The 16,745-nt window shown below is 72.7% G+C and carries 16 protein-coding genes; 11 read left to right on the forward strand and 5 right to left on the reverse strand.

The window, feature by feature from the left end:
* Positions 1–170: 170 nt before the first annotated feature.
* Entirely contained in the window at positions 171–1,415 is a 1,245-nt protein-coding gene (locus PYR72_RS38620) for a family 10 glycosylhydrolase (RefSeq protein ID WP_275460634.1), read from the forward strand.
* Between the two features lie 24 nt (positions 1,416–1,439).
* Here the strand turns inward: PYR72_RS38620 and PYR72_RS38625 are convergent, their stop codons facing one another.
* Together PYR72_RS38625 and PYR72_RS38630 are read right to left on the reverse strand one after the other, a co-directional pair.
* On the reverse strand, positions 1,440–1,637 hold the full coding sequence (locus tag PYR72_RS38625; protein ID WP_275459607.1) for a DUF1918 domain-containing protein: 198 nt from the start codon (positions 1,635–1,637) through the stop codon (positions 1,440–1,442).
* A gap of 102 nt (positions 1,638–1,739) precedes the next feature.
* A complete protein-coding gene (locus tag PYR72_RS38630; RefSeq protein WP_275459608.1) occupies positions 1,740–2,750 on the reverse strand; it encodes a DMT family transporter in 1,011 nt (336 codons plus the stop codon).
* On the opposite strand from PYR72_RS38630, the gene PYR72_RS38635 reads away from it, so the two are divergent.
* The 3 genes from PYR72_RS38635 to PYR72_RS38645 all read left to right on the forward strand — a co-directional run bounded on the left by PYR72_RS38635 (position 2,749) and on the right by PYR72_RS38645 (position 5,356).
* Positions 2,749–4,221: a PLP-dependent aminotransferase family protein gene (locus PYR72_RS38635; protein ID WP_275459609.1), complete on the forward strand. Its 1,473-nt coding sequence runs from the start codon at positions 2,749–2,751 to the stop codon at positions 4,219–4,221. The genes PYR72_RS38630 and PYR72_RS38635 overlap by 2 nt on opposite strands.
* A gap of 17 nt (positions 4,222–4,238) precedes the next feature.
* Positions 4,239–4,676 carry a GNAT family N-acetyltransferase gene (locus PYR72_RS38640; RefSeq protein ID WP_275459610.1) on the forward strand — a complete coding sequence of 146 codons (438 nt, stop codon included), beginning with the start codon at positions 4,239–4,241 and terminating at the stop codon, positions 4,674–4,676.
* A gap of 104 nt (positions 4,677–4,780) precedes the next feature.
* The gene (locus PYR72_RS38645) at positions 4,781–5,356 is read left to right on the forward strand and encodes a histidine phosphatase family protein (RefSeq protein WP_037725620.1); all 576 of its coding nucleotides are present in this window, start codon (positions 4,781–4,783) and stop codon (positions 5,354–5,356) included.
* A gap of 15 nt (positions 5,357–5,371) precedes the next feature.
* On the opposite strand, the gene PYR72_RS38650 is transcribed toward PYR72_RS38645, so the two are convergent.
* Complete coding sequence (locus PYR72_RS38650; protein WP_275459611.1) at positions 5,372–5,821, reverse strand: DUF6314 family protein; 450 nt, start codon at positions 5,819–5,821, stop codon at positions 5,372–5,374.
* 169 nt (positions 5,822–5,990) lie between these two features.
* Here PYR72_RS38650 and PYR72_RS38655 point away from each other — a divergent pair, with 169 nt between their 5' ends.
* Entirely contained in the window at positions 5,991–8,474 is a 2,484-nt protein-coding gene (locus PYR72_RS38655) for an alpha-L-arabinofuranosidase C-terminal domain-containing protein (protein WP_275459612.1), read from the forward strand.
* Positions 8,475–8,532: 58 nt separating this feature from the next.
* Here PYR72_RS38655 and PYR72_RS38660 read toward each other — a convergent pair whose 3' ends face one another.
* Complete coding sequence (locus tag PYR72_RS38660) at positions 8,533–9,297, reverse strand: LysR substrate-binding domain-containing protein (RefSeq protein ID WP_275459613.1); 765 nt, start codon at positions 9,295–9,297, stop codon at positions 8,533–8,535.
* Between the two features lie 101 nt (positions 9,298–9,398).
* Between PYR72_RS38660 and PYR72_RS38665 the strand changes: the two genes are divergently transcribed.
* Positions 9,399–9,803: a DUF5997 family protein gene (locus PYR72_RS38665; protein ID WP_275459614.1), complete on the forward strand. Its 405-nt coding sequence runs from the start codon at positions 9,399–9,401 to the stop codon at positions 9,801–9,803.
* 171 nt (positions 9,804–9,974) lie between these two features.
* The gene (locus PYR72_RS38670; RefSeq protein WP_275459615.1) at positions 9,975–11,498 is read left to right on the forward strand and encodes a hypothetical protein; all 1,524 of its coding nucleotides are present in this window, start codon (positions 9,975–9,977) and stop codon (positions 11,496–11,498) included.
* A 49-nt stretch (positions 11,499–11,547) separates the two neighbouring features.
* Here PYR72_RS38670 and PYR72_RS38675 read toward each other — a convergent pair whose 3' ends face one another.
* Positions 11,548–12,288: a VOC family protein gene (locus PYR72_RS38675; protein WP_275459616.1), complete on the reverse strand. Its 741-nt coding sequence runs from the start codon at positions 12,286–12,288 to the stop codon at positions 11,548–11,550.
* A gap of 155 nt (positions 12,289–12,443) precedes the next feature.
* Between PYR72_RS38675 and argC the strand changes: the two genes are divergently transcribed.
* Genes argC through PYR72_RS38695 form a run of 4 tightly spaced genes read left to right on the forward strand, consistent with a single transcriptional unit; the run spans position 12,444 to position 16,745 of the window.
* The gene (gene argC, locus PYR72_RS38680) at positions 12,444–13,475 is read left to right on the forward strand and encodes an N-acetyl-gamma-glutamyl-phosphate reductase (RefSeq protein ID WP_275459617.1); all 1,032 of its coding nucleotides are present in this window, start codon (positions 12,444–12,446) and stop codon (positions 13,473–13,475) included.
* Complete coding sequence (gene argJ / locus PYR72_RS38685) at positions 13,472–14,626, forward strand: bifunctional glutamate N-acetyltransferase/amino-acid acetyltransferase ArgJ (protein ID WP_275459618.1); 1,155 nt, start codon at positions 13,472–13,474, stop codon at positions 14,624–14,626. The genes argC and argJ overlap by 4 nt, the downstream gene beginning before the upstream one ends.
* Positions 14,623–15,531, forward strand: coding sequence for an acetylglutamate kinase (gene argB, locus PYR72_RS38690; RefSeq protein ID WP_275459619.1), 909 nt, complete (start codon positions 14,623–14,625; stop codon positions 15,529–15,531). The genes argJ and argB overlap by 4 nt, the downstream gene beginning before the upstream one ends.
* Complete coding sequence (locus tag PYR72_RS38695) at positions 15,528–16,745, forward strand: acetylornithine transaminase (RefSeq protein ID WP_275459620.1); 1,218 nt, start codon at positions 15,528–15,530, stop codon at positions 16,743–16,745. The genes argB and PYR72_RS38695 overlap by 4 nt, the downstream gene beginning before the upstream one ends.

The raw sequence follows: 16,745 nt of genomic DNA on the forward strand, positions 1-16,745 counted from the left end.
TACCTGGCAGATACCCCTGGTTCGGTCCTGCGCCAAACCCGCACGTTACCCGTGGCGTCTACCGATCAGTAGTCCGGGTGTCCATGGAAGGCTGGCCGGGACCGGTCCGCGACGGCGCGGACACGCGGGAAGCGGGACGCGGAGGTAGCCCCATGCACCGAAAGCCACGCATGTCACGACGGGCGTTCTGGGCGACCGCGGCGGCGACACTCGTGGCGGCCGGCGGTGCGGCGGCCGGTACCGCCGTCGCCGGCGGGAGGCCCGGCCCCCGCCGCCGCAGGGCGGCCGAGGGCGAACTGCGCGGCATGTGGCTGGCCACCGTCCTCAACCGGGACTGGCCCTCCGTCCCCGGCCTGTCCGCCGGCGCGCAGCGCGCCGAACTCCGCGCCCACCTCGACACCGCCGTGGCCCGCCGCCTCAACGCGGTGATCTTCCAGGTCCGTCCCACCGCCGACGCGCTCTGGCCCTCCCCGCACGAGCCCTGGTCCCAGTACCTCACCGGCACCCAGGGCAAGGACCCCGGCTGGGACCCCCTCGGCACGGCGGTCGAGGAGGCGCACGCCCGGGGCCTGGAACTGCACGCCTGGTTCAACCCGTACCGGATCGCCGTCCACGCCGACCCGAGCCGTCTCGTCGCCTCGCACCCGGCGCGCAAGAACCCCGACTGGGTCGTCCCCTACGGCGGCAAGCTCTACTACAACCCGGGCATCCCCGCCGTCCGCGCCTTCGTGCGCGAGGCCATGCTCGACGCCCTGCGGAAGTACCCGGTCGACGCCGTGCACTTCGACGACTACTTCTACCCGTACCCGGTGGCCGGCCAGGTCTTCGACGACGACGCGGCGTACGACCGGTACGGCGGGAGCTTCTCCGGCCGGGCCGCCTGGCGGCGGGACAACATCGACCGGCTGGTCCGGGAGACCGCCGCGGAGATCAGGACGATCCGCCCGGGCACACAGTTCGGGATCAGCCCCTTCGGGGTGTGGCGCAACGCCGAGACCGACGCACGGGGCTCGGCCACGCGGGCCGGCGTACAGACGTACGACGATCTGTACGCGGACACACGGACCTGGGTCCGGGAGCACTGGATCGACTACATCGTCCCGCAGCTGTACTGGAACATCGGCTTCGCGGCCGCCGACTACGCCGAGCTGCTGCCCTGGTGGGAGGAGACCGCCCGGGGCAGCGGGACGCGGCTGTACATCGGGGAGGCCCTGTACAAGGCGGGTGACCCGGCGCAGCCCGCGGCCTGGCAGGACCCGGCCGAGCTGTCGCGGCACCTCACCCTCGCCAAGGAGCACACAGAGGTCCGGGGACATGTGTTCTTCTCCGCCAAGGAGGTGGAGGAGGACAGGATCGGGGCCATGGCCCGCGTGGTCGCCGACCACTACCGGCGGCCGGCGGAACCACCGCGCTGACGGGACCGGGCGGGCGCGGACCCGTTACCCGGGCTCGCCGGGGTGACGGACGACCGTGTCCGGGCCCGGAGACATCAGCGCCTCGTGCCCGTCGTCCTCGAACCGCACCCGGTAGGGCGGGTTGCCGTCGTCGCCGAGCACTTCCAGGACCCGCGCGGTCCGGTCGTGGTGGCCGACGGTCCTGCCGTGCACCAGCAGGGTGTCGCCTACGGCTGCCTGCATCGGGGGCCTCCTCGTCTCGCACGGGAGTGGCGTTCCACGACCGCGGCCCGGTGCGGGCGGCGCCGGTCGGACCGGTGTGCGGCGAACGGCTCCCGGACGTCCTCAGGCGGAGGAACGCTGGGTGACCGCGATGCAGACCAGTACGGCGGCGGCCGTCAGGGGAGCGGCCGGGGTGAGCTGCTCCCCGAGGAGCAGCACCGACCACACCAGTGTGAGCAGCGGCTGCGCCAGCTGCAACTGGCTGGCCTTCGGTATGCCGATCGCCGCCATGCCCCGGTACCAGACCACCAGCCCCAGGAACTGGGACCCGGCCGCCACCCACAGCAGCCCGGCCACCCCGTGCGCGCTCAGCCGGACCGGCTCCTGGGCCAGTGCCAGCAGGGCTCCCGGCACGCTCAGCGGCAGGCACAGCACCAGCGCCCAGCCGATGACCTGCCAGCCGGGCATCACCCGGGCCAGCCGGCCGCCCTCGGTGTAGCCGGCCGCGCAGACCAGCAGGGCGGCGAAGAGGTACAGGTCGGCGGTGGTCAGGGCGCCGCCGCTCTGCGTCACGGTGAAGGCGATGACGGCGGCGGCCCCGGCGAGCGCGGCGGTCCAGAAGGTGCGCGAGGGGCGCGTGCCCGTGCGCAGCGCCGAGAACAGCGCCGTCGTCAGCGGCAGCAGGCCGACCACCACGGCGGCGTGCGCGGTGGTCGAGGTCCGCAGCGCCAGCGTGGTCAGCAGGGGGAAGCCCAGGACGACACCGGCGGCCACGACCGCGAGCCCCGCCCAGTGCCGGCGGGCGGGCGGCCGCACCCGCAGGGCCAGCAGACAGCCCCCCGCGAGGACGGCGGCGAGGACACTGCGCACGGCGACCAGCGACCAGGGGCCGAAGCTCTCCAGGCCCCAGGCGGTGGCCGGGAAGGTGAGGGAGAAGGCGGTGACACCGAGGGCGGCCTGGAGGGTGCCGCCCGAGCGGGTGCGGGGGACGGTCGCGGTTGCGTCCGCCGGCCGGGACCCGGCGGCTTCCGCTCGCCGGCCGCCGGTCCGCGGCTCACGGTCCACCGCTGCCGAAGGGCTCTCACGGTCCACCGCTACTGAAGGACTGGCGATAGCGCTACTCTCTGCTCTCATGCATGAGCGTAGCAGTGGTGCGGAACTGGCGGAACAGCTGAAGAGGGAGCTGGACCGCTACTCGCCGGGTGGAAAGCTGCCGTCGAGCCGGGCGCTCGTCGAGCGGTTCCGGGTGAGCCCGGTGACCGTCTCGCGGGCCCTGGCACAGCTCGCCGCCGAGGGGCTCGTGGTGACCCGGCCGGGGGCGGGCGCCTTCCGGGCACGGCCCCGTGAGCGCGGCACACCGGTGGGGGACACCTCCTGGCAGGAGGTCGCGCTGAGCGCGGACGGCAGCGCCGAGCCGTCGCCCCGCACGGTGGACGCCTCCGGGGTGCTGGTCTCCCTCGCCTCTCCGCCTCCCGGCGTGATCGAGTTCAACAGCGGCTATCTGCACCCCTCCCTGCAGCCGGAGCAGGCCATGGGCGCGGCCCTGTCGAGGGCCGGACGGCGGCCCGGAGTGTGGGCCCGGCCGCCGGTCGAGGGCGTCCCCGAACTGCGGGAATGGTTCGCGCGGAGCATCGGCGGGGCGATCACCGCCGCCGAGGTGATCGTCGCGGCGGGCGGCCAGTCCGCCCTCACCACCGCCCTGCGTGCCCTCGCGCCGCCCGGAGCGCCGGTGCTCGTCGAATCGCCCACCTACCCGGGCATGCTGGCGATCGCCCGGGCCGCCGGACTGCGGCCCGTGCCCGTGCCCGTGGACGCGGACGGGGTCAGGCCCGCCCTGCTCGCCGACGCGTTCCGGGCCTCCGGCGCCCGGGTCTTCGTCTGCCAGCCGCTCTTCCAGAACCCCACCGGCGCCGCCCTCTCGGTGGAGCGCCGGGGCGAGGTGCTGCGGATCGCCCGCGAGGCGGGGGCCTTCGTCGTGGAGGACGACTTCGTCCGCCGGCTCGTGCACGAGGACGCCGGACCCCTGCCCGCGCCCCTGGCGGCCGAGGACCCCGACGGTGTGGTCGTGCACGTCTCCTCGCTCACCAAGGCCACCTCGCCCAGCTTCCGGGTGGGCGCCCTGGCCGCCCGCGGGCCGGTCCTGGAACGGCTGCGCGCCATCCAGGTCGTCGACACCTTCTTCGTCCCCCGCCCCCTCCAGGAGGCCGCCCTCGAACTCGTCGGCTCCCCCGCCTGGCCCCGCCATCTGCGGGCGGTCTCCCGGGAGTTGCGCAACCGCCGGGACGCGCTGGCCACCGAGCTGCACACGCGCCTGCCCGAACTCGCCCTGCCCCACATCCCCTCCGGCGGCTACCACCTGTGGCTGCGCCTGCCCGACGGCACTGGGGGCACCTCCCAGGCTTTCGGCTCTGGGGGAGAGCCGGCCCTGGTCGCCGCCGCCCTCCGCGCGGGGGTCGCCGTCACCCCCGGCCGCCCCTACTTCAGTGCCGAACCCCCGGCCGGACACCTGCGGCTGAGCTTCGCGGGCGTCGCGGGGGCGGGCGAGATCGCGGAAGGGGTACGGCGGCTGGCGACCGCCGTAAAAGGTTCGACAGCGGGCCTCTGACCTGCGAACGTCCAGCCATGAACGACGAACCGGCCCTCCCCGGGGGCTACGAGCTGTCCGACGACCCCGCCCGCCTGGACGTGGCCCGGGTCCACCACTGGCTGTCCACCGACGCGTACTGGGCCCTCGGCCGCCCCCGCGAGAAGCTGGAGCGGGCGATCGGCGGTTCCCTCAACTTCGGGGTGTACGCGGAGGGTTCGGGGGAGCAGGTCGCCTACGCCCGGGTGGTGACCGACCGGGCCACGTTCGCCTGGCTCTGCGACGTCTACGTCGACCCGTCGGTGCGCGGGAAGGGGCCGGGCACCGCCATGGTCGCGGCCGTCCGCGACCACCTGGAGCCGTACGGGCTGCGGCGCGTCCTGCTCGCCACGCACGACGCGCACGGGGTCTACGCCAAGCTCGGCTTCCAGCCGCTGGCCGAGCCCGACCGGTGGATGGCGCTGGTCTCCGAGTGAGGCCGGGCGCGATGGCGACCGCTGCCGGTACGCGTCGCGATACCCCTGGTAACTCCTGAGTAACGCCTCTTGACCTGCGCAGTCCCCCGTTCCACCATCGCCGCATGCCACTTCGGGTCACGTTCGTCGCCGCCGCGCGCTGCTCCTCGCTGCTCGCGGAACGTTTCGAGGACGACCGGCCGCTGGACCAGGCCGGCTGGGACGAAGTACAGCGCGCCGCCCATGAGCTGGTGCCCCTGGCGGCGGCCGAGCTGCGCTACTGCTCGCCCACGCCCCGCAGCCGGGCCACCGGGGACGCCCTCGGCTACGCCCCGCTGGCCCAGCCCGCGCTGCGGGACTGCGACATGGGCCGCTGGCGCGGCTTCACCCTCGGTGAGGCCATGGCGCGGGAGCCCTCGGCGGTGGACGCCTGGCTCGCCGACCCCCGTTCCACACCGCACGGCGGGGAGTCGCTGATCACCTTCATCTCCCGCATCGGCGGCTGGCTGGAGACCCGGCCCGCGGAGGAGGGCTGCCGGATCGTCGCCGTGGCCGAGCCGTCCGTCCTGCGGGCCGCCCTGGTCTACGCGCTCAAGGCCCCGCCGTCGTCGTACTGGAACATGGACATCGGCCCCCTGTCGACGGTCACGGTCGCGGGGCACGCCGGACGCTGGAACCTGCGGCTGGGCGCCGCGCGGTAGGCGGGCGCCGGCTTCTCAGCGCGCTCGCTCGCGGCTGAGGTCGGTGACCAGGAGCAGGTCCTTCGCGGGACCGCCGACCCGCCACAGCGTCCGCCAGCGGTCCTCGTCGTGGACCTCGAACGTGCCCCGGTAGAGATCGGCGGCGCACGGATGCTCCGTACGCCAGTGGCCGGTGGTCAGGTCCAGGTCGTGGAAGGGGCGTCCGTCGCCGAAGCGGACGTCGGCCGTGCCGGGAGCGGTGCCCGGCAGGAAGCGCAGGGTGCGCTCGGCGGGGCGGGGGACGCCCTGCCACACGAAAGTTCCGGCCTCCCGGTGGAGCAGTCCACCGTCGTTCAGTGGGCTGAAAACCGTTCGGCCCGTGAACGCCCCCTCGGCCCCGCTCGTGAGGTCCCGCACGGATCGCACGACCCGCCAGCCGCCGGAGAGATACGCCAGGGCATCGGAAACTGGCAGGAAATCGCTCATCGTTCCTTCACTTCCGACACTTCCGACACTTTCGGTACCGCGCGACCCGTTGACGCTGATCTCGTCACCTCCCTATCTTGCCGTTCGATGCGCTGATCATTGTCTGATATTTCGAACCACTCCCTGTTTCTCACGCCCCATGCCCCCCACCCCGAGCCGCGGAGTATTCATGTCACGCAACGCCCGCGCCCGTTGGCGACTCGGCCTCACGGCCACCGCCCTCCTGACGACGGCCGCCCTGATCCCGGCACCCGCACACGCCGAGGACGTCACCGACTACGCGATCACCGTCGACCCCTCCACCGAGGGGGCGAAGATCGACGACACCATGTACGGCGTCTTCTTCGAGGACATCAACCGGGCCGCCGACGGCGGTCTCTACGCCGAGCTGGTGCAGAACCGGTCCTTCGAGTACTCGACCGCCGACAACCGCGCCTACACCCCGCTCACCTCCTGGTCCGTCGACGGCACCGCGCGGGTCGTGAACGCTGCCGGCCGCCTCAACGAGCGCAACCGCAACTACCTCTCCCTGGGCGCCGGTTCGGCCGTCACCAACGCCGGCTACAACACGGGTGTCCGCGTCGAGAAGGGCGAGCGGTACGACTTCTCGGTGTGGGCACGCGCCGAGAGCCGTACGGCGCTGACCGTCACCCTCCAGGACGCGGACGGCGCCCTCGCCGAGGCCGCCGAGGTCACGGTCAAGGGTGGCTGGGCCAAGTACAAGGTCCGTCTCAGGGCGACGCGGACCAGTTCCACGGGCCGGCTGACCGTCGCCGCCGCCGGTGCCGCCGCCCTCGACGAGGTCTCCCTCTTCCCGCGCGACACCTACAAGGGCCACAAGAACGGTCTGCGCGAGGACCTCGCCGAGAAGATCGCCGCACTGAAGCCCGGCTTCGTCCGCTTCCCCGGCGGCTGCCTCGTCAACACCGGCTCCATGCAGGACTACAGCGCGGCCTCGAACTGGGAGCGCAAGCGCTCCTACCAGTGGAAGGACACCATCGGCCCCGTCGAGCAGCGCGCCACCAACTCCAACTTCTGGGGATACAACCAGAGTTACGGACTCGGCTACTACGAGTACTTCCAGTTCTCCGAGGACATCGGCGCGATGCCGCTGCCCGTCGTGCCCGCCCTGGTCACCGGCTGCGGCCAGAACCGGTCCACCGAGGACGAGGCCCTCCTCCAGCGGCACATCCAGGACACCCTCGACCTCATCGAGTTCGCCAACGGCCCCGTGACCAGCGAGTGGGGCGCCAAGCGCGCGAAGATGGGCCACCCGGAGCCCTTCCACCTCACCCACCTCGCCGTCGGCAACGAGGAGAACCTGCCGAACGAGTTCTTCGCCCACTTCAAGAAGTTCCGGGCCGCCATCGCGGCGACGTACCCGGACATCACGGTGATCTCGAACTCCGGCCCCGACGACACGGGGGCCACCTTCGACACCGCGTGGAAGCTGAACCGCGAGGCGAAGGTCGACATGGTCGACGAGCACTACTACAACAGCCCGCAGTGGTTCCTCCAGAACAACGACCGCTACGACTCCTACGACCGGAGCGGCCCGAAGGTCTTCCTCGGCGAGTACGCCTCCCAGGGCAACGCCTTCAAGAACGCGCTCTCCGAGGCCGCCTTCATGACCGGCCTGGAGCGCAACGCCGACATCGTGAAACTCGCCTCCTACGCGCCGCTCCTCGCCAACGAGGACTACGTGCAGTGGAGCCCCGACATGATCTGGTTCAACAACCACGCCTCATGGAACTCCGCCAACTACGAGACCCAGAAGCTCTTCATGAACAACGTCGGCGACCGCGTGGTCCCGTCGACGGCGACCGGCACACCCGCCCTCTCCGGCCCCATCACCGGAGCCGTGGGCCTGTCCACCTGGGCGACGACGGCGGCGTACGACGACGTGAAGGTGACCGCGGCCGACGGCACGACCCTGCTCACCGACGACTTCGGCGGTGACGCCTCGCAGTGGACCCACACCGGCCGGGGCAGCTGGAGCATCCAGGACGGGCAGTACACCCAGACCGACGTGGCCGCCGAGAACACCATGGTCTCGGCCGGCGACACCGCCTGGCACGACTACGACCTGAAGGTGAAGGCCACCAAGAAGGCGGGCAAGGAGGGCTTCCTCGTCGCCTTCGGCGTCAAGGACACCGGCAACTACTACTGGTGGAACCTCGGCGGCTGGAACAACACCACCAGCGCGGTCGAGCAGGCCGTGGACGGCGGCAAGTCCTCGCTGATCTCCAAGCCGGGCACGATCGAGACGGGTCGCGCCTACGACGTCGAGGTCGAGGTGCGCGGGCGGAAGGTGACCCTGCTCCTGGACGGCAAGGAGTGGGGCAGCTTCACCGACGACAAGCCGGCCGAGCCGTTCCGCCAGGTGGTGACGCGGGACGCGGAGACCGGTGAGCTGATCGTCAAGGTCGTCAACGCCCAGCCGTCGGCGGCGCGTACGTCCGTCGACCTCGGGACCGCGCGGGTGCGTTCCACCGCCCACGTGACCACGCTGACGGCCGCGCCGGAGGCGGTGAACACGGAGACGGCCACACCGGTCGCTCCGGTGAGGTCCACGTTCGGCGGGGTGGCCGAGAAGTTCGGCTACACGTTTCCGGCGAACTCCGTGACGTTCCTGCGGATCAAGGAGCGGTGAGGGCGGGGATGGGCCCGGGCCCGGCTCGGTGAGCCGGCCCGGGGTCCGTCCAGGGCGTCTACGAGCGGCGGCGGGGCTTTCCGGGCCTGCCGCCGCTCTTGGCGCCTCTGCCGCCGGACGAGCCGCCCCGGGGGTTGCGGCCGGTCGGCTTGCCCGTGCCCGTGCCGGGGCGCCTGGGCTTCTGCTGCGGCTTCTTCTCCTCCGCGGGCTTGGCGCGGCCCCGGGAGGAGTTGACCGTACGGCCCCGGACGATGCCGATGAAGTCCTCGACCAGGTCGGTGGTCGCGTCCTGGGGCCAGGACAGGGCGATGCGCGATTCCGGGGCGTCCGTGACCGGGCGGTAGGTGAGGTCCTTGCGGTGGTGGAGCCGGGCCAGCGACTGGGGGACGACGAGCAGCCCGATCCCGGCCGCGACCAGCTCGATCGCGTCCGCCGTGGTGGCGGGACGCTCGAACGCCGGCTCTCCCGGCGGCCGCTCCCAGCCGAGGGTGTCGTCGAGAGGATGCAGGACGATCTCGTCCGCCAGGTCCCCGGTGGTCACCTCGTCGACCGCCGCCACGACATGGTCCCGGGGGACCACGACGACCGTGGTCTCGGCGTAGAGGGGGATCGCGCTGAGGTCGTCACCGTCCACCGGGAGCCGTACGAAACCGGCGTCGGCGCCGCCGTCCCGCAGCACGCCGAACGCCTCGGCGGGGGAGACCTGGAGGAGGGTCAGGGGGATGTCGGGCAACCGCTCGTTCCAGATCCGCACCCACTTGGTGGGCGTCACTCCCGGGACGTAGGCGAGCCGGAACGAAGAGGGTGCTTCCGAGCCTGTCACAGCACCAGGCTAACGGGCGCGGACACCGGCCCGGTCATCGCGGCCGGTGACCGGGGGCGGTCGTGGTCGGCGGGCGGGCAGGCGGTCGATACCCTTGACCCATGACGTCGCACCAGACCACCCAGACCATGAAGCCCGCCACCGCGGCGAAGAAACTGGGTGTGTACCTCCAGGCCACGCCCGCCGAGTTCCAGGAGGGCGTCGTCACCCGCGCCGAGCTGACCGCGCTCCAGACCGACCCGCCCGCCTGGCTGGAGGAGCTGCGCCGCAACGGCCCGCACCCGCGTCCCGTGGTCGCCGAGAGGCTGGGCGTCTCCATCGCGGGCCTCGCACGCGGCGGAGTCACCGAGGCCCTCACCACCGAGCAGATCGAGGCGCTCCGGCAGGACAGCCCTGAGTGGCTGCAGAAGGAGCGGGCCACCCAGGCCGAGGTCCGCAAGGAAGGCGCCCGCATCAAGCGGCGCAACGCGGAGCGGGCGGCCCGGTCGGACGACCGCCGGTCCTGACTCGCCGTCCCCGGCCCGTCGCCCCCGACCCTCCCGTTCCTGACACTCCGCTCCCGACCCTGCCGTTCCTGACCCGTCGCTCCCTGACTCTCCCTCCTGCCGCCGCCCTCCTGCCCGCTGCCCGCGGAAATTCGTGAGCCGTCCGGCAGGGGCCCGGGGCAGGATGCCCCCGTGCATCACCTCCTGTGCGGGCTCGCCGCCAATCCGGCCCTGCCGGCCGAGCTGGTCGACCGGCTCGTCGCCCTGGCGGACGACGACATCGACCACCACCTCACCGGCCGGGACGACCTCAGCCACGCGCAGACGCTCACGCTGGCCTCGCGGAGCGAGCTGAACGGAGTGCCCCTGGCGTACCGGGGCCGGCTGACCGCCGCCGACGTCGACCCCCGGGCCCAGCCGCGCGCCGCCCTCGCCCTGCTCGACGAGGGCGTCGGCGACCCCGCGTGGGCCCGGCTCCTCGCGGCGGATCCGGTGGTCGAACACCGGGAGAAGCTGGCCGCCTGCCCCGGGCTGCCCGAGGACGTGGTGGAGACCCTCGCGGCCGACCAGGACATACGGGTCGTCTTCGAGCTGGCCCTGTGCGCCCCGCCGCACGTGGCCGCCCGGCTCGCCCGGCATCCGCACGCCGAGGTCCGCCTGGCCGTGGCGGCCAACGAGTCGGCGCCGCCGGACGTACTGGCGGCACTCGTCGGCGGTGAAGGGCTGCCGCCCGCGCGGCACTGCCTGGTCTGCGACCGCGACGAGCCGCCGTTCACCCACGCCCCGGACTGCCCGCGGCATGACTGCGAGCTACGGCCGGGCGCCTCCTGCGACGGCACCCACGCATCCACCGCGCTGGACACCCTGTGGGCGGCTCTGGAGAACCCGGCCACACCGGCCCACGCGGTCGCGGGACTCGCCGGGCACCCCTCGGCGGTGCTGCGCGGGGCGCTCGCCTCCCGCCCCGGGCTGCCCCCGGAGACGTACGCCCGGCTCGCCGAGGACCCCATGCCAGGCGTGCGCGCCGACCTCGCCGAGAACCCCGCGATCGACGACGCCCTGATGCGCACGCTCGCCGAGGACACCTCCCCCGACGTACGGCGCTCGCTCGCGCACAACCCGCGGGTGCCGCTCGACGTGCTCGCGCGCGTGGCCGCCGGCACCCGGATCGGCGGCACCCTGCTGCCGCGGATCGCCGCCGCCACACCCGCCGAGGTGGAGGAGCTGGCGAGGTCGCCGCACCCGGTCGTCCGCGGACTTCTGGCGCGGCGGCGTGATCTGCCGCCCGGGATCGGTGCCGTCCTGGCCGACGACCGCGACGCCAAGGTCGCCGCGTCCGTCGCCGCGCACCCCGGCCTCGGTGAGGCGCGGTTGCGGGCCATGGTCGACCGGCACGGGGTCCGGGTGATCGCCGGGGTGGCCGCGAACCCGGACGCCACGCCCTCCTTGCTGGAGCACGTGTCCCGGCACAGTCCGCCGGCCCGCAGGGCGCTGCGCGAGATCGCCCGCCACTCCCGTGCGACGGCGCCGGCCCTGCTGGCCTGTCTCGCGGACGAGCGGGCGAAACCCCTGGCCGCCGGCCATCCGGCCCTTCCGCCCCAGGTCGTCACGGCCCTGCTGGCCGACCCCGACCCGCAGGTGGCGGAGTCCGCAGCCGCCAACCCCGCGCTCCCGCGGGCCGAGATGCGGAGGCTGGCGGAGGAACTGCTGCCGTAGCCGGACGGTGGGCGATGGTGCGTGACGCGTCCGCCGCGCGGGTGCCGCGTCAGGAGCGGGCCAGCACGCAGAACGGGTGGCCCTCCGGGTCCGCCAGGCACCTCCAGGACACCTCGCCCTGGCCGACGTCGAGATCGGTGGCGCCGAGGGCCCGCAGCCGGGCCGTCTCCGCCTCGTGGTCGTCGTCGGGGAACCGCAGCAGGTCGAGATGGACGCGGTCCTGCCCGGTCCGCGCGCCGGGCGTGCGGAGGAACTCCAGAAAGGGGCCGACGTCCCGGGCGGAACGCAGCACCGCACTGTCGTCGGTGACCTCGCGCAGGGTCCAGTCCGTGGCCGCGTCCCAGAACCGCGCCATGGCCCGCGGATCCACGCAGTCGACCACCACCGCGGCGACCGGCCCGGTGTCCCGGTAGACCTCCCGGGGTTCCAGCACGCAGAACTCGTTCCCCTCCGGGTCGGCGAGGACCGTCCACGGCACCTCGCCCTGACCCACGTCGGCGGGTGTCGCGCCGAGCGCCAGCAGGCGTGCGACCAGCTCCCGCTGATGGGCCGCGGAGGTGGTGGCCAGATCGAGGTGCATCCGGTTCTTCGCCGCCGACCCGGCTTCCGGTACGGCGATGACGTCGACGGCCAGGCCGACCGGATCACGCCAATCGAAGCCGGCGGGCTGGACGGCGGTCGCGCCCGATCCCGAGCCGGAGACACCCCAGCCGAGCGCCCGCGCCCAGAACCGGCCGAGCGCCGCATCGTCCACAGCCTTGATGTTCACCTGAACAGGTCGCAGAGCCATCCGGTGATCCTATGCAACGCCCGGTGACACCGTCGGCGCCGGACCGGCCCGGGAGGGACCCCGCGCTTTTCGGCCGAGACCCGCGCACCGCACCAAGAACGATTGCATAAACGTGCGGCGAAACGTATAGTCATGCCATCCAGGAGGAGGATTCCATGGCGGCGGTACGTGTGGCGGTGGCGGGAGCGAGTGGTTATGCGGGCGGCGAAGTGCTGCGCCTGCTGCTCGCACACCCCGAGGTGGAGATCGGTGCGCTGACCGGCAGTTCGAACGCGGGCCGACGGCTGGGCGGGCTCCAGCCGCATCTGCTGCCCCTGGCCGACCGGGTGCTGCAGGAGACGACGCCCGAAGCCCTGGCCGGGCACGACGTCGTGTTCCTCGCGCTGCCGCACGGGCAGTCCGCGGCCGTGGCCGAGCAGCTCGGCCCGGAGGTGCTCGTCATCGACATGGGCGCCGACTTCCGGCTCAAGGACCCCGCCGACTGGGAGCGCTTCTACGGCTCGCCCCACGCCGGCACCTGGCCCTACGGCCTCCCCGAACTTCCGGGTGCCCGCGCCGCGCTGGAGGGGTCCAAGCGCATCGCGGTACCCGGTTGCTACCCCACGGCCGTCACCCTGGCGCTGTTCCCGGCGTACGCGGCGGACCTCGCCGAGAACGAGGCCGTGATCGTCGCCGCCTCCGGCACCTCCGGCGCGGGCAAGGCACCCAAGACCCACCTGCTGGGCAGCGAGGTCATGGGGTCCATGAGCCCGTACGGCGTCGGCGGCGGCCACCGGCACACGCCCGAGGTGACCCAGAACCTCACCGGGGTCGCCGGCGAGCCGGTCACCGTGTCCTTCACCCCGACCCTTGCCCCGATGTCCCGCGGCATCCTCGCCACGTGCAGCGCCAAGGCGAGGCCCGGCGTCACGGCCGACTCCGTGCGCGCCGCGTACGAGAAGGCATTCGCCGACGAGCCGTTCGTCCATCTGCTCCCCGAGGGGCAGTGGCCCGCCACGGCGTCCGTCCACGGTTCCAACGCTGTTCAGATCCAGGTCGCGTACGACGAGGCGGCGGGCCGCATCATCGCGATCAGCGCCATCGACAACCTCACCAAGGGCACCGCCGGTGGCGCCCTCCAGAGCATGAACATCGCCCTCGGACTCCACGAGACGACGGGGCTTTCGACGATCGGAGTCGCACCGTGAGCGTGACGGCAGCCAAGGGATTCACAGCGGCGGGCATCGCCGCCGGGATCAAGGAGAACGGAAACCCGGACCTGGCCCTCGTGGTCAACCACGGGCCCCGCCTCGCCGCCGCGGGCGTCTTCACCTCCAACCGCGTCAAGGCGGCACCGGTTCTCTGGTCCGAGCAGGTGCTGAAGGGCGGCCGGGTCTCCGCCGTCGTCCTCAACTCCGGTGGCGCCAACGCCTGTACGGGCCCGAAGGGCTTCCAGGACACGCACGCGACCGCCGAGAAGGCCGCCGAGGTCCTCGACGGCCACAGCGCGGGCGAGATCGCCGTCGCCTCCACCGGCCTCATCGGTGTCCTCCTGCCCATGGACAAGCTGCTCCCGGGTGTCGAGGCGGCCGCCGCGCAGCTCTCCGAGCACGGCGGCGAGAAGGCCGCCATCGCCATCAAGACCACCGACACCGTGCACAAGACCTCCGTCGTGACGAAGGACGGCTGGACGGTCGGCGGGATGGCGAAGGGCGCCGGCATGCTCGCGCCCGGCCTCGCCACCATGCTCGTCGTCCTCACCACCGACGCCGACCTGGAGAGCGACGCCCTCGACCGGGCCCTGCGCGCCGCGACGCGCACGACCTTCGACCGCGTCGACTCCGACGGCTGCATGTCCACCAACGACACCGTGCTGCTGCTCGCCTCCGGCGCCGCCGGAGTCACCCCCGAGTACGCGGAGTTCGCCGAAGCCGTACGCCAGGTCTGCGACGACCTCGGCCAGCAGCTCATCCGGGACGCCGAGGGCGCCAGCAAGGACATCAGGATCGAGGTCGTGAACGCCGCGACCGAGGCCGACGCCGTCGAGGTGGGCCGCTCCGTCGCCCGCAACAACCTCCTCAAGTGCGCCCTGCACGGCGAGGACCCCAACTGGGGCCGGGTCCTCTCCGCGATCGGCACCACGTCCGCCGCCTTCGAGCCGGACCGGCTCAACGTCGCCATCAACGGCGTCTGGGTCTGCAAGAACGGCGGTGTCGGCGAGGACCGCGAGAAGGTCGACATGCGCTACCGCGAGGTGCACATCGTCGCCGACCTCGCCGCGGGCTCCGAGACGGCCACCATCTGGACCAACGACCTCACCGCGGACTACGTCCACGAGAACAGCGCGTACTCGTCATGAGCACGACGCGGAAGCACACCGCCCTCCCCAAGGCCCAGATCCTCATCGAAGCGCTCCCCTGGCTGACCCGGCACAACGGCAGGACGGTCGTCATCAAGTTCGGCGGCAACGCCATGGTCGACGAGGACCTCAAGGCCGCCTTCGCCCAGGACGTCGTCTTCCTGCGGCACGCCGGGCTCAATGTCGTCGTCGTGCACGGCGGCGGCCCGCAGATCAGCGCCGCCCTCGACAAGCACGGCATCGTCAGCGAGTTCAAGGCGGGCCTGCGCGTCACCACCGAGGACGCCATGGACGTCGTCCGCATGGTGCTCGCCGGACAGGTCCAGCGCGAACTGGTCGGCCTGCTCAACCAGCACGGACCGCTCGCCGTCGGACTGACCGGCGAGGACGCGCACACCATCACCGCCACCAGGCACCAGCCCGAGGTCGACGGGGAGTTGATCGACATCGGGCGGGTGGGCGAGATCACCGCGATCGACACGGGCGCGATTGAGGCACTGCTCGCCGACGGCCGCATCCCGGTCGTCTCGTCGATCGCCCGTAGCCAGGACGACGGACATGTCTACAACGTCAATGCTGATACGGCGGCTGCGGCACTCGCTGCTGCTCTTGACGCCGAAACCCTCATGGTCCTCACGGACGTCGAGGGCCTCTACGAGGACTGGCCGAACAGCGACGAGGTGATCAGCCGCCTCACCGCCACCCAGCTGGAGAAGCTGCTGCCGGACCTGTCCTCGGGCATGGTGCCGAAGATGCAGGGCTGCCTGCACGCCGTACGCAACGGCGTCCAGACGGCCCGTGTCATCGACGGCCGGGTCCCGCACTCGATCCTGCTGGAGATCTTCACCGACGAGGGCATCGGCACGATGGTCGTGCCGGACCCGGAACAGGGGGACGCCGAATGACCGCCAACGAGGAGCTGACCCAGCGGTGGCGGGGGTCGCTCATGGACAACTACGGCACCCCGAAGCTCTCGCTCGTCCGCGGCGCCGGCAGCAAGGTGTGGGACGCCGACGGCAGGGAGTACGTCGACTACGTCGGCGGGATCGCGGTCAACGCGCTCGGCCACGGCCACCCGGCGGTCGTCGAGGCCGTCAGCACCCAGATCGCCTCCCTCGGCCATGTCTCCAACCTGTTCGTCGCCGAACCGCCGGTCGCCCTGGCCGAACGGCTCCTCGAACTCTTCGGCCGCGACGGCAAGGTCTTCTTCTGCAACTCGGGCGCCGAGGCCAACGAGGCGGCCTTCAAGATCGGCCGGCTCACCGGGCGGACCCACATGGTCGCGACCGAGGGCGGCTTCCACGGCCGCACCATGGGCGCGCTCGCGCTGACCGGCCAGCCCGGCAAACAGACCGGCTTCCACCCGCTGCCCGGCGACGTCACCCACGTCCCGTACGGCGACGCGCAGGCCCTGGCCGCCGCCGTCACCGAGGAGACGGCACTCGTCATCATCGAGCCCGTGCAGGGCGAGAAGGGCGTGGTGGTCCCGCCGGCCGGCTATCTGAAGGCGGCGCGGGCCATCACGGCCGCCACCGGCTCGCTGCTCGTCCTCGACGAGGTGCAGACCGGCGTCGGCCGGACCGGGCACTGGTTCGAGTACCAGGCGCACGAGGGCGTCCTGCCGGACGTCGTCACCCTCGCCAAGGGCCTCGGCGGCGGACTGCCGATCGGCGCGACCGTCGCCTTCGGGCGGGCCGCCGAACTGCTCCGGCCCGGGCAGCACGGCACCACGTTCGGCGGCAACCCGGTCGCGTGCGCCGCCGGACTCGCCGTCCTGGAGACCATCCGGGCGGAGGGGCTGCTGGAGAACGTCAAGCGGCAGAGCGAGAAGCTGCGCGAGGGGATCGAGTCGCTCGGGGACCCGATGATCGACCACGTCCGTGGCGCGGGCCTGCTGCTGGGTATCGTGCTCACCGAGCCGCTCGCGCCCCTGGCGCAACAGGCCGCACAGGACGCCGGTTTCCTGGTGAACGCGCCCGCCCCCGATGTCGTCAGGCTGATGCCCGCGCTCAATGTCGCGGACGCGGAGGTGGACGCCCTCCTCCGGGCGCTGCCCGGCATCCTCGACGCGGCACGGGCGGCTCATGAAGCCAGCGGGGACGGACGAGCCGGAGAATGA

Origin of the sequence: Streptomyces sp. VNUA24 (genome assembly GCF_029167005.1) — a bacterium.
GTDB classification, from domain to species: Bacteria; Actinomycetota; Actinomycetes; order Streptomycetales; family Streptomycetaceae; genus Streptomyces; species Streptomyces scabiei.